Annotated in this window: 13 protein-coding genes; 8 read left to right on the top strand and 5 right to left on the bottom strand. The window is 69.0% G+C overall.

Annotated elements, in window-relative coordinates:
- Positions 1–139: 139 nt before the first annotated feature.
- Positions 140–820, top strand: a complete 681-nt coding sequence (locus tag A5694_RS06935) for a DUF427 domain-containing protein (protein WP_064921094.1) — start codon at positions 140–142, stop codon at positions 818–820.
- Here A5694_RS06935 and A5694_RS06940 read toward each other — a convergent pair.
- Positions 815–1,708, bottom strand: coding sequence for an acyl-CoA thioesterase (locus A5694_RS06940; RefSeq protein ID WP_064921095.1), 894 nt, complete (start codon positions 1,706–1,708; stop codon positions 815–817). The genes A5694_RS06935 and A5694_RS06940 overlap by 6 nt on opposite strands.
- Positions 1,709–1,837: 129 nt before the next feature.
- Here A5694_RS06940 and A5694_RS06945 point away from each other — a divergent pair, with 129 nt between their 5' ends.
- Both A5694_RS06945 and A5694_RS06950 read left to right on the top strand, forming a co-directional pair.
- Positions 1,838–2,656, top strand: coding sequence for an SMP-30/gluconolactonase/LRE family protein (locus A5694_RS06945; RefSeq protein WP_064921114.1), 819 nt, complete (start codon positions 1,838–1,840; stop codon positions 2,654–2,656).
- A gap of 11 nt (positions 2,657–2,667) precedes the next feature.
- Positions 2,668–3,474 (top strand): thioesterase family protein, encoded by an 807-nt coding sequence (locus A5694_RS06950; RefSeq protein WP_064921096.1) that lies wholly within the window; start codon positions 2,668–2,670, stop codon positions 3,472–3,474.
- On the opposite strand, the gene A5694_RS06955 is transcribed toward A5694_RS06950, so the two are convergent.
- Entirely contained in the window at positions 3,471–4,061 is a 591-nt protein-coding gene (locus A5694_RS06955; protein ID WP_064921097.1) for an SDR family NAD(P)-dependent oxidoreductase, read from the bottom strand. The genes A5694_RS06950 and A5694_RS06955 overlap by 4 nt on opposite strands.
- 164 nt (positions 4,062–4,225) lie before the next feature.
- Between A5694_RS06955 and A5694_RS06960 the strand changes: the two genes are divergently transcribed.
- Positions 4,226–4,762 (top strand): TetR/AcrR family transcriptional regulator, encoded by a 537-nt coding sequence (locus tag A5694_RS06960; RefSeq protein WP_064921098.1) that lies wholly within the window; start codon positions 4,226–4,228, stop codon positions 4,760–4,762.
- Between the two features lie 9 nt (positions 4,763–4,771).
- On the opposite strand, the gene A5694_RS06965 is transcribed toward A5694_RS06960, so the two are convergent.
- Complete coding sequence (locus A5694_RS06965; RefSeq protein ID WP_064921115.1) at positions 4,772–6,112, bottom strand: FAD-binding oxidoreductase; 1,341 nt, start codon at positions 6,110–6,112, stop codon at positions 4,772–4,774.
- Between the two features lie 50 nt (positions 6,113–6,162).
- Here A5694_RS06965 and A5694_RS06970 point away from each other — a divergent pair, with 50 nt between their 5' ends.
- A complete protein-coding gene (locus tag A5694_RS06970; protein WP_064921099.1) occupies positions 6,163–7,071 on the top strand; it encodes an alpha/beta hydrolase in 909 nt (302 codons plus the stop codon).
- Here the strand turns inward: A5694_RS06970 and A5694_RS06975 are convergent.
- Positions 7,052–7,732, bottom strand: coding sequence for a TetR/AcrR family transcriptional regulator (locus A5694_RS06975; RefSeq protein ID WP_064921116.1), 681 nt, complete (start codon positions 7,730–7,732; stop codon positions 7,052–7,054). The two genes, A5694_RS06970 and A5694_RS06975, sit on opposite strands and share 20 nt — an antisense overlap.
- Before the next feature lie 130 nt (positions 7,733–7,862).
- Between A5694_RS06975 and A5694_RS23145 the strand changes: the two genes are divergently transcribed.
- From A5694_RS23145 to A5694_RS06985, 3 genes are all read left to right on the top strand, one after another.
- Positions 7,863–8,006, top strand: a complete 144-nt coding sequence (locus tag A5694_RS23145) for a hypothetical protein (RefSeq protein ID WP_109535621.1) — start codon at positions 7,863–7,865, stop codon at positions 8,004–8,006.
- 100 nt (positions 8,007–8,106) lie between these two features.
- Positions 8,107–8,922: a tyrosine-protein phosphatase gene (locus tag A5694_RS06980; protein ID WP_064921100.1), complete on the top strand. Its 816-nt coding sequence runs from the start codon at positions 8,107–8,109 to the stop codon at positions 8,920–8,922.
- 95 nt (positions 8,923–9,017) lie between these two features.
- On the top strand, positions 9,018–10,556 hold the full coding sequence (locus A5694_RS06985) for a PE-PPE domain-containing protein (protein WP_064921101.1): 1,539 nt from the start codon (positions 9,018–9,020) through the stop codon (positions 10,554–10,556).
- Between the two features lie 10 nt (positions 10,557–10,566).
- Here the strand turns inward: A5694_RS06985 and A5694_RS06990 are convergent, their stop codons facing one another.
- Positions 10,567–11,430, bottom strand: a complete 864-nt coding sequence (locus tag A5694_RS06990) for an SDR family oxidoreductase (RefSeq protein ID WP_064921102.1) — start codon at positions 11,428–11,430, stop codon at positions 10,567–10,569.
- Positions 11,431–11,710 lie beyond the last annotated feature (280 nt).

Genomic DNA, 11,710 nt, shown 5'->3' on the forward strand with positions numbered 1-11,710 from the left:
TCCCAGCTCGTCGTGAGAATCCGGACGGCACCACCGGCCGGATGCGCTCCGCTCGACCGCGGAGCCCAACTCTGGGAGATATTACAGTTGACGCTGAAGTTGTAAAGTCACGAATTGTTGAACAAAGGGGGGAACCGCCGTGAGTCTGGTCGCCGGGCACGGCCCGCTCAGCACCGAGCGAGCCGGCTGGTTCGCTCCCGCGATCACCGCAGACCTGGTCTATGTCGAGCCGCACCCGCGCCGGGTGCAGGCGCTTCGCGGCGACCGCACCGTGCTCGACACCGAACGTGTCCTGCTGGTGCACCGCCGAGGCCAGCCGCTGAGCTATGCCTTCCCGGCCGACGTGGTCGGGGATCTGCCGCATCGGGCGGTGCCGGAGGCGCCGGGGTTCGTCCAAATCCCGTGGGATGCGGTGGACACCTGGTTTGAAGAGGGTCGCGAGCTGGTGCACTACCCGCCCAACCCCTATCACCGGGTCGACTGCCGGCGCACCCGTCGCGCCTTGCGGGTCGAGGTCGCCGGAGTGGGCCTCGTGGACACCGATGACACCGTGATCCTGTTCGAGACGGCCCTTGCGCCGCGGTTATACGTCGCCCCGGACCACGTCCGCACCGATCTGCTGCAGGCGTCGACGACCTCGAGCTACTGCAACTACAAGGGCTACGCCAGGTATTGGTCGGCGGTCGTCGGCGAGACCGTCGTCGAGGACGTGGCCTGGAGCTACCCGGATCCGCCGCCCGAAAGCCTCCCTGTCGCAGGGTTTTTCAGCTTCGACATGACCCGCGTCGACGGCTTCGCCGAACTGCCCGCCGGCCTATAGCCGGGCCTGTTCGGCGATCTTGCCGTCGCTGGTGCGCAGCGGGCGGATGAGACCGTCCTGGGCGAACGAGGCGATGAGGTCACCCGCTTGGGTGTGCACGGTGCCGCGGACGTAGGACATGCCCGCGCCCACCTGGGTGCTCTCGTGCCCGTAGAGAATCCAGCCGTCCCAGCGCACCGGTTCGTGGAAACTGACCGTGACGGTCATCGGCGCGGTGGACACCGTCAGATGCGACTGGCTGGTGCCGATGCCGGCGTGTGCGCGCATCGTGGTCGAGATCCCCAAATGGCCGGTGAAATAGGCGATCAGCGCCTTGGCGAGATCGTCGCGGGTGGGAATGGGGTCGTAGTGCAGCCAGGCGTAGAGCTCGGGCGGGCCCACCTCGTCGGGACTGTTGACGTCGACGACGTCGACCAGCCGCACTTGGCGGCCCGCCATCGGCATCTGGCAGGGGTGGGCCTGCGCCGGGGGGGCGACGTCCGGGCGCGGCAGGTGGTGGGTGATGACGTCGGCCGACGGGACATCGGCGAGTACGGTCATCGTCGCGCAGCGCTTGCCGTTCTGCAGCACGGAAATGACCGCGGTGGCCGTCGAGCGGCCCTCGTTGACCACGTCGATGGTGTACTCCGCCGGCGCGCCCACCAGCACGGCGCGGGCGAATACGGCGTGCGCCGAACGGATCGACTTGTCGCCGAAGCGTTTCGCCGTCCCGACGATGGCCTGCGCCAGAAGCTGGGTGCCTTCCACCACCTGCCGTTCGTCGTCGGCGGCCAGGCCGGTCGCACCGGTGAACCGGTCCGGGCCCTGCGGCGTCACGTCGAACAGGTCGAGCAGGCCGCTGACTGACCAGTGGGTGGATGGGGACGTCTCGATGCTCGGCTCCGACATTTTGCGAGCGTGACATTTAAGCCACGTTTTGTAAAGTAGGCCTGGTCGCACCCGCGACCGCCGGACAGGAGGACGCCCGTGTCGAGCACCACCGAAACAGGCTCCGGGCCCGGCACACCGGCCACCGGCCTGACTGCGTCACCACTGGCCGGCGGCTTCTGCTTCGGCGAGGGCCCGCGCTGGTTCGAAGGCCTGCTGTGGTTCTCCGACATGCTCGGCGAAGCGATCCACACCGTTGACCTGCAGGGCTCGATGACCACGGTGCCGCTGCCCGGGCACACCCCCACCGGGCTGGGGTTCCGGCCGGACGGATCGCTGCTCATCGCCTCCGCCGAGGACCGGCAGGTGCTCTGCTACAACGGCGACACGGTCACCACGCTGGCCGACCTGCGCGCCGAGGTGCCCGCGGCCCTCGGCGACATGGTGGTCGATACGGCCGGGCGCAGCTACATCGGTTCGCAGGCCTACACCGGTGGGGTGATCGTGCGGATCGATCCGGATGCCGGCGTGCACACCGTCGCAGAGGACCTCGACTTTCCCAACGGGATGGTGATCACCGGCGACGGTGACACGCTGATCGTCGCCGAATCGATGGGCCGCCGGCTCACCGCGTTCACCATCGGCGCCGCCGGCGAGCTGCGTGACCGCCGAATCTTCGCCGACGGGCTCGACGGGCCGCCCGACGGCATCGCGCTCGACGCGGCGGGCGGAGTCTGGACGTCGATGACGCTGGCCCACCAGTTCGAGCGCATCACGCAGGGCGGCACCGTCACCCACCGCATCGACATCGGCGACCGGGCCGCGATCGCCTGCACCCTGGGCGGTCCGGCGCGCCGCACCCTGTTTCTGCTGTCCAGCACCGACGCCTACCCCCAGCGCCTGATCGGGACCCGCGACTCCCGGCTGGACACGGTGACCGTGGAGATACCCGGCGCCGGGCGGCCCTGAAAGGCGAACGCATGTCCGACTCGTACTACGAACTGCTGGACACCGCCGATCCCCGGGGCGAGAAGTTCGGTGCCACCGACCTGGTGCGCGGCACCTGGTCGGCTCAGATCCAGCACGCCGCACCGGTTTCGGCGCTGCTGGTGCGCGCGCTGGAGCGCCAGGAGACGCGGGACGACACCCGATTGAGCCGCGTCGCCATCGATCTGTTGGGGCCGGTCCCGGTCGAAGGTGCGCTGTGGGTCCGCGCCCAGGTCGAGCGGGCCGGGAAGCAGATCGAACTCATCAGCGCCGAGATGCTGGCGCCGGGCCCCGACCAACACCCGCGGCCGGTTGCTCGGGCGACCGGTTGGCGGCTGCAGACCCTGGACACCGAGGAGCTCATGCACGCCTCGGCTCCGCCGCTGCGGCCGCTCAGCGAGGCACGCAGCAACAACATGGCGGCGAACTGGGACCGCAATTACGTGCACAGCCTGGACTGGCGGTGGCTGACCCAGCCGCTCGCCCCCGGCGCCGGGGAGTCCTGGATCTCCCCGACCGTGGACCTGGTGGCCGGCGAGGCGATGACCCCGCTGCAGCGGCTGTTCGCGGTCGCCGACGACGCCAACGGTGTCGGAGCCAAACTCGACATCAGAACGTGGACGTTCCTCAACACCGACCTGGTGGTGCACGTGCACCGGATCCCCGACGGCGAGTGGATCGGGATCCGCGCCGAGACCAACTACGGGCCGGACGGCATCGGCACGACCATCGGCACCTTGTTCGACGAGCAGGGCGCGGTGGCGGGCATCCAGCAATCGGTGCTGGTGCGGCGGCGCTAGCGGGCCGGTACCGCCGGCGGGAGCAGCTCGACCAGACACAGCCGCGCGCCGGTGATCATCGCGGCGAGCAGATGCCCGGCGTCGGCGCTCGATGCGGCGCCGGGCTGTGCCGACCGAACGGTCGACGCCCGCATCTGGGTTCCGACGAACTCGGCGTCCAAGGCCGCGGACCAGGCGTCGAACTCGCGGCGGGCCGCGGCGCCGCGCGCCCCGGCCAATTCCGGGCCGACCAACACCACATCACCACGCCCCCGCGCGATCATCGCCGGAATCACCCGGGCGGCAAGGATTTGCGCTCCCACCCGGACCCCGTGCGCGCGAGAGCCCGGGGCCGCGAGGCCGAGATCGGTGATGAGCACGTCGGGGGTGCCGATGAGATACTCCGCGGCGGCCAGGAACCCGTTGATCGAGTGCGGGTCGGTCAGATCCAGGCGGGCGGCGAACGCACTGCCCCCGCGCGCGCGAAGCTGCGCCGCCAAGCGTTCGGTGCTCTCCAGCTCGCGGCTCCCGATCAGCACCAGGTGGCCGTGGCCGGCCAGGCGGGCCGCGGCCGCCCGCCCGATCCCGGACGCGTCAACGATGATCATGACGACACGCGGTGGGTGGCTGCGTTCCTCGCACGTGACTTGTGGCGCTTCGATCACGATAATTGCCCTACCGGACTAGCCAGGGTGGTCCCGCGACGGTGAGGAACGATGGTCAGACACCGAACCAGCGTGACACTCTCGCTATTTTTTGTAAAGTCTCTCCCATGACCCGCAGCACGGTGGACGGCCCCGACAGTTCAACCCGGCAGCGGATCCTCGCGGCCACCGCCGAAGTGCTCGGCCGCAACGGGATGACCAAGCTCAGCCTGTCGGAGGTGGCCGCCCAGGCCGGGGTGTCACGCCCCACCCTGTACCGGTGGTTCCCGTCGAAAGAGGAACTGATCTCGGCGTTCTCCCGCTATGAGCGGCACATCTTCGACAGCGGCCTCAGCAAGGCCACCGAGGGTCTCAAGGGAGCCGAAAAGCTTGATGCCGCACTGCGTTTCATTGTCGACTATCAGCATTCCTCCACCGGGGTGCGGATGATCGACATCGAACCCAAGCATGTGCTCAGCGACTTCTCCCGGATCATCGTCCCGATGCGCGAGGGGCTGCAGCGGATGCTGTCCGGTCCGGATGCCGCGGTGAAGGCGGCGGCAGCGATCCGGATTGCCATCTCGCACTACATCATCCGCAGTGACGACTCCGACCAGTTCCTCGCCCAGCTGCGCCAGGCCGTCGGGATCAAACACCACGACTGAGAACCCCGGTCAGTCGAAGAGCACCGCGGCGTTGAGGTAGCCGGTCGGATCGAACGCGGCTTTGACCGTCCGCATCGCGGCGATATCGGCCCGCCCGCGCGACATCGACAGGTAGGCCCGCTTGCGGCTGCCCACCCCATGTTCGGAACTGACGTTGCCGCCGCACTCGGCGATGAGCTCCATCATCGCCGCATACAGCGCAGGTTCGGCCGCTGCCGCGCAGCGCAGCACGTTGAGATGCAGGTTGCCCTCGCCGATATGGCCGAACAACACCGGCAGCGCCTCGGGTGCGTGCCTGCCCACCACGGTGGCCGCCGCGGCGGCGAATCCGGCGACGGCGGCCAACGGAAGTGAGACGTCGAACTTCAGCGGCGGGCCGAACGCCCCCAGCACGTCGGCCACCGCCTCACGCACCCGCCACAGCCGCTGCCGCGTGGCGGTGTCCACGCCGACCGCCGGCTCACCGGTGCAGGACACCCGCTGCAGCAGCCCGACGAGGCGCTCGGTCTGGTCGGTGTCGCCGGCCAGCTCGACCAGCAGCAGCCACGCGCCGTCCACCGGCGCGGGGACACCGAGCCGCTCGGCGGTGAGCGCGGCGACGCGGGCGTCGACCAATTCCAGCGTTGCGATGCCCGCCAGGTCGCGGAAGACCCGCGCGGCATCGACCAGGGCGTCGAGCTCGGTGAAGCCGCAGACCGCGGTGACCCGGTGCGCCGGGGCTGGGCGCAGCCGCAGATCCAGGCCGGTGATCACGCCCAGGGTGCCCTCGGCGCCGACGAACAGCGCCGGCAGGTTGTAGCCGGTGTTGTCCGCGCGCACCGCGCTGTGCCGAGACAGCAGCGAGCCATCGGGCAGCGCCACCTCGACGCCGAGCACCTGCTCGGCCATGTTGCCGTAGTGCACGGTGCACAGCCCCCCGGCGTTGGTCGAGGCCATCCCGCCGACGGTGGCGGTGTCGCGGGCGGTCAGGTCGACCCCGAACAGCAGGCCGGCTGCCGCGGCGGCATGCTGCACCGCGGCGAGCGTGACGCCGGAGCCCACCGCGACCCGGCGCTCGGTCGCGTCGACGTCGCCGAGTGCGTTGAGCCGCTCGGTGGACAGCAGCACGTCGTCGTGTTCGGGGACGGTGCCGGCCACCAGCGAGGTGCGGCCGCCCTGCACGGTGACGTGCGCGCCGCCGTCCCGGCAGATCCGCAGCACCGCGGCGACCTGGTCGGGCGACCCCGGCCGCACCAGCGCACTGGCCCGGCCCCGGTAGCGGCCGGTGTAGTCGACGCTGCGTCCGGCCAGCACATCGGGATCGTCGGTGACATAGGCGGAACCCACCACATCGGCCAGGCGCTGCAGCAGGCTCGCTGTCACCGCCCCGGTCTACCACATGCCGCGCTACCTTTTTCCCTATGGCTACCCGCGACGACGTCTCCTTCCGATCCGGCAATGCCTCCATCAGCGCCTGGCTGTACCGGCCCGACCCGGCCGGCGCAGGCGGCCCGAACGGGGCGCCGCTGCTGGTCATGGCGCACGGACTGGGTGCGGTCCGCACCATGCGCCTGGACGCCTACGCCGAGCGGTTCGCCGCAGCCGGCTACGCCTGCCTGGTCTTCGACTACCGCAACTTCGGGGCCAGCGGCGGCGCCCCGCGCCAGCTGCTCGATGTGGGCATGCAGTTGGCGGACTGGGCCGCCGCCGTCGACTTCGCACACACCCTGGCCGGCGTCGACCCGGCCCGAATCGGCTTGTGGGGCACCTCGTTTGCCGGCGGGCACGTCATCGCCACCGCGGCCCGACTACCGGTGGCGGCGGTGGTGGCGCAGTGCCCGTTCACCGACGGGATCGCCTCGGCGCGCACCATTCCGCCGTTGACCACCGCGCGGATCACCCTGCTGGCCCTGCGTGATCTGGCCGCGGCCCGGCTGGGCAACCCGCCGGTGATGGTGGCCACCGCCGGCCGGCCCGGGGAGGTCGCGCTGATGAGCACACCCGACGCCTACCCGGGCTACCTGAAGCTGATGCCGGAAGGACAGCCTGTGCGCAACGAGGTCGCCGCGCGGATCGGCATGAAGGTCCTGACCTACCGGCCGGGCCGTGAGGCGGCCAAGGTCAGCTGCCCGATTCTGTTCTGCGTCTGCGACACCGACTCCGTCGCCCCGGCGGGCCCGACGTTGCGCTACGCCGCGCAGGCGCCCCGCGCCACGGTGAAGCGCTACGCCGAGGGGCATTTCGACATCTACGTCGGCGAGGCCTTCGAGCGGGTGGTCGCCGACCAGATCGAGTTCCTGGACCGCAACCTCAAAGCACCGGCGCCTTAGCCGCCCCCGAGTCGCCATTACCCAGCGGTGACTCGACCCGGATCGCCTCGTCGCGGATCAGCCCGCGCAGCAGCGCCGTAGAGAACTCCGCGGCGATCTCCTTGGCGCTGCGCCGGCCGCTGGGCCGCAACCAGCGATAGGCCCCCAGCGTCATCCCGATGTAGCCGAGCGCCAGCACATGCGAATCGCATTGGTAGAACTCCCCGCTGGCGATGCCCCGGTCGATCAGCCCGTGCACGTGCTCGTAGACCTGGGCCTCCTTCTCGCGGACCTCGGCGACCTGTTCCTCGGTGAACCATTCGGTGATGTAGGGCTGTTCCTGGAAGTAGACCGCCGCGCCCTCCGGGTTGACGGCGATCTGGTCGAGCAACCGCACCGTGTACTGGTAGAGCGCCTCCCGCGCGGTCCAGGACGGGTCATCGTGCACGGCGGCCAGCGTGCGTTCGGCGGCCTGCTGGTAAATGTCGTAGAGGATCAGCGACTTGCTCGCGTAGTAGTGGTAGACGGTCGCCTTGTTCAGGCCGACCACATCGGCGACGTCGTCCATGCGGGTGCCGTGGTAACCGCGGGCGGCGAATAGCTTGGTGGCGACCGCGAGCAGCTCCTCGCGGCGGGAGGGTCCCTGGGCGGAGTTCCCCGACCCGCCCTTGTCGTTTGACATGTGCACTCGCTATTCGGCCGCCGGAGCTACCCGGACTCAATCAACTGGTTGGAAGGATTCTATGCAGTCCGGTGTTGGACCGTTGACGAGCCGACTAAACTGGTGCCATCCGAGCTGAGGGGTTGATGACATGGGTCCTGGTTACGGTTACGATCCGAATCCGGATTATGAGATAACCGACGAAGCCGAGTTCTTCTTCAAGTACCTCACCTGGGGCTTGCGCGGTGTCGACGGGGGTGGCGGTTACCCCCCGCAGAACTACCCGCCGATCTAGTTCCACGAGCACACGTCACGGCCCCCGATCCACCCAGCGGATCGGGGGCCGATTACGTCTGGCCGGCGGGGCCGGCTGGGCCGTGTCTTATCGTGGCCAGGTGACCTCCCAGCCGGAACTGCCCGGAGCGTGGAATTTCCGCGACGTTTCCCAGGCCACCGGCGCGCTGCGCCCGGGCCGCCTGTTTCGTTCTAGCGAGTTGAGCCGCCTCGACGATCGCGGCCGCGAACAGCTGCTGCGGATCGGCGTCTCCGATGTCGCAGACCTGCGATCCCCGCGGGAGGTGACACGTCGCGGGCCCGGCCTGGTACCCGAGGGGGTCGATATCCACCTGCTGCCCTTCCCCGACCTGGCCGGCGACCAGTCGCCCGACAGTTCCTCGCCGCACGAGGACGCCTTCCGCAAGATGATGGCCGAGAAGCCCGACGCCGACTCGGCCGCTGACGTCGCCGCCCGCTACATGCTCGAGGAGTACCAGCGCTTCCCGACGCTGGGCGGCTCCCGCCGGGCGGTGCAGCGGGTGGTGTCGTTGCTGGCTGCGGGCCGGCCGGTGCTGGCACACTGCTTCGCCGGCAAGGACCGCACCGGGTTCGTCATCGCGGTGGTGCTGCAGGCGGCCGGGGTCGACTGGGACGCGGTGGTGGCCGACTACCTCCGCAGCAACACCGCGGTACCGATCTTGCGGGAGCGGATCATGGACATGATCCGGCAGCGCCCGGAGGACGAGATCACCCCCGAGGTGCTGACCTTCACCGAGGCCCGGCTCTCCGACGAGGTGCTCGGCGTACGCGCCGACTACCTGGAAGCCGCGCAACGCTCGATCGAGCAGAACTTCGGTTCGTTGGACGGCTTCCTGGGCGCCTCGGGGGTCACCGACGCCGACCGGGAGGGGCTGCGCGCCGCGCTGGTGGCCTGATCGGCTTGGGAATCCCTCCCGCCTGAAATTCCCCCTTGCCTCCACCGAACCGGAAAGTTAGCGTCGATATTTGAGGTTCGCCTAGGGGGTTTCTCATGAAAGCTGCACATCGCCCCTATCTGATGATCGGATGCGCCCTGGTCGGCGCCGGCATCGTCGTCGTCAGCCCGATCGCACCCCCGGACCTCCAGTCCCACGCCGTGCGACTCACGGCCGGCGATCCCTCCGCCGATCCGTCGATCGGGTTGGTGATCGGCGGCAGCGGCGTACCGATCCCCGGCTCCCAGTATGTGGGCGCCGCAGACCAGCTCTACATCGACAATCCGCTGCATCCCATCTATCCGGGCACCACCTACCCCGGGGTGCTCGCCAACGGCGTCTTCACCCCGGAGGGGCTGTATCCGCTCGACGGCATCAACGTGTTGCGCTTCAACTACCCCAACGATGCCAGCGGTTTTCCGGCCCAGAGCACCTCGGTGGGCCAGGGCCTGACGATTCTGGACGACTGGATCAAGGCCAACAATGCGGCCGGGGCCGCCACCACCGTGTTCGGATACTCGCAGAGCGCGACCATCGCCAGCCTGGAGATGGAGAAGCTCCAGGGCGAAGGCCTCGGCAACTCGCCCGTGCAGTTCCTGCTGATCGGCGACCCCAGCGCCCCCAACGGCGGCATCCTGGAGCGCTTCAGCGGCTTCGAGACGACGTCGGGACAGGTACACGACCTGCCGCTCAACCTGCCGAGCCTGGGTTTCAGCTTCGACAGCTCCACCCCGTCGGATGCCTTCCAGACGTCCATCTATTCGATGGAGTACGACGGCTTCACCGACTTCCCCCGCTACCCGTTGAACTTCCTGGCCGACCTGAACGCCTTTCTGGGCATCCGGACACTGCACGGCACGTACCTGAACGGCGGCGTCGACGGCAGCGGACCAACCGCCGAAGACATCGCCAACGCGCATCTTCTGCCCGGCTCGCAGTCCCTGGGCACCACGGGCAGCCTCACCGACTACTACATGATCGACACGCTGGGCGGGCAGCCCATAACCGCGCCGCTGGTGGCGCTGCTGCCGAAACCACTGCAGGACCTGCTGGGTCCGGCCCTGACGTACCTGATCAACCTCGGCTACGGCGACGGCGACTTCGGCTACTCGACCGCACCGGCCAACGTGGCCACCCCGTTCGGGCTGTTCCCCGACGTCGACCCGACGACGGTGTTCAACGACCTCGTCGACCGGGTCGAGCAAGGCTGGACGGCATTTCAGGCCGATCTGGCGAACCCGGCGGCGATGATGGCGGCGTTCTCCCCCGCGGTCGCCGACGCGGTCACCCACGCGGCGGCCACGACCCTGCCGTCGTTCAGCGACATCGTCGACGCGTTCACCAGCGCGACATCGGCGATCAACGGCGCGCTGTCGGGGACCTCGGACATCATCAACGCCCTGGTCACCAGCGTGCCGTCCTACGATCTGAGCCTGCTCACCACCAACCTGCAAAACGGTGATCTACTCGACGCGTTCGGACTGCCGATGGCGGCCAACACCGCGATCTACACGCTGGCAGCCGGTTTCGAGGTCCAGCTCATCACCAACACGATCGCAGAGATCAACGCCGCGTTCGCCGGCCTCGGCTTCTGAGGTAGAGCGGCTACTGCAGTGAGAAGCTGGCCGCCTTGGCCGCCGACAGGTCGGCGATCGTCGACCACTGGGCCGCGACGTCATCGACCGACGGCGGGTTCTCGAAGACCGCGCCGGCGTTCTCGAACAGCGCCGCCCGCTGCACCTTGCCGCCGCCGGCGATGAACACCGAACCGGTCTCGGCGACCTCTTCGGTGCACAGGTAGGCGACCACCGGTGCGACGTACTCGGGCTTGAGCTTCTCCAGCACCTCCGGCGGCAGGATGTCCTCAGTCATCCGGGTGGCGGCGATCGGGGCGATCGCGTTGGCCTTGATGTTGTACTTGGCGCCCTCGATGGCCAGCGTGTTGATCATGCCGACCAGGCCGAGCTTGGCTGCCCCGTAGTTGGCCTGCCCGAAGTTGCCGAACAGTCCGCTGGTGGAGGTGGCGACCACGACCCGGCCGTAGCTCTGCTCGCGGAAGTGCGGCCAAGCGGCCCGAACCACGTTGTACCCGCCGTAGAGATGCACCTGCAGCACGGCGTTCCAGTTGTCGAAGGTCATCTTGTGGAAGGTGCCGTCACGCAGGATGCCCGCGTTGCTGACCACCCCGTCGACCTTGCCGAACTCGTCGATCGCGGTCTTGATGATGTTGGCCGCCCCGTCGGCGTCGGCGACGCTGTCGTAGTTGGCGACGGCCCGCCCGCCGGCCTCTTTGATCTCGGCGACCACTTGATCGGCCATGTTGTGGCCGGCTCCGGTGCCGTCGCGGGCGCCGCCGAGATCGTTGACCACCACCGCGGCACCCTCGCGGGCCAGGGTCAGGGCGTACTCACGGCCCAGGCCCCCACCGGCTCCGGTGACGACGACAACACGATCCTGCACTCCGGGCATGAGGTTCCTTTCGCGTGGGCTTGCTCATCGCCAGGCTAAAGCAACCGGCAGCCCATTCCTACTGCGGGCCGAGCCGAACCAGCCCCGGCGGTTAGCGAGCCTCGACAAAGGAGAGGCGAAGCTGGACCGCCGAACCAGCCCCGGCGGTTAGCGAGCCTCGACGAAGGAGAGGCGACGCTGAACCGCCGAACCAGCCCCGGCGGTTAGCTGGCTGTGGGTCGTGTCAAGTCATGCGGCCACGCGTGGGGCATTGTCGCCGGTGGTTGCTGGCGTTGAAAGA

The sequence above is a fragment of the Mycolicibacter sinensis genome, from assembly GCF_001667945.1.
Taxonomy (GTDB): domain Bacteria; phylum Actinomycetota; class Actinomycetes; order Mycobacteriales; family Mycobacteriaceae; genus Mycobacterium; species Mycobacterium sinense_B.

Coding starts and splice junctions, on each gene's coding strand:
- A5694_RS06940 (WP_064921095.1), bottom strand. CDS start 1,708: ATGTCGGAGCCGAGCATCGAGACGTCCCCATCCACCCACTGGTCAGTC.
- A5694_RS06950 (WP_064921096.1), top strand. CDS start 2,668: ATGTCCGACTCGTACTACGAACTGCTGGACACCGCCGATCCCCGGGGC.
- A5694_RS06955 (WP_064921097.1), bottom strand. CDS start 4,061: ATGATCATCGTTGACGCGTCCGGGATCGGGCGGGCGGCCGCGGCCCGC.
- A5694_RS06960 (WP_064921098.1), top strand. CDS start 4,226: ATGACCCGCAGCACGGTGGACGGCCCCGACAGTTCAACCCGGCAGCGG.
- A5694_RS06970 (WP_064921099.1), top strand. CDS start 6,163: ATGGCTACCCGCGACGACGTCTCCTTCCGATCCGGCAATGCCTCCATC.
- A5694_RS06975 (WP_064921116.1), bottom strand. CDS start 7,732: ATGTCAAACGACAAGGGCGGGTCGGGGAACTCCGCCCAGGGACCCTCC.
- A5694_RS23145 (WP_109535621.1), top strand. CDS start 7,863: ATGGGTCCTGGTTACGGTTACGATCCGAATCCGGATTATGAGATAACC.
- A5694_RS06985 (WP_064921101.1), top strand. CDS start 9,018: ATGAAAGCTGCACATCGCCCCTATCTGATGATCGGATGCGCCCTGGTC.
- A5694_RS06990 (WP_064921102.1), bottom strand. CDS start 11,430: ATGCCCGGAGTGCAGGATCGTGTTGTCGTCGTCACCGGAGCCGGTGGG.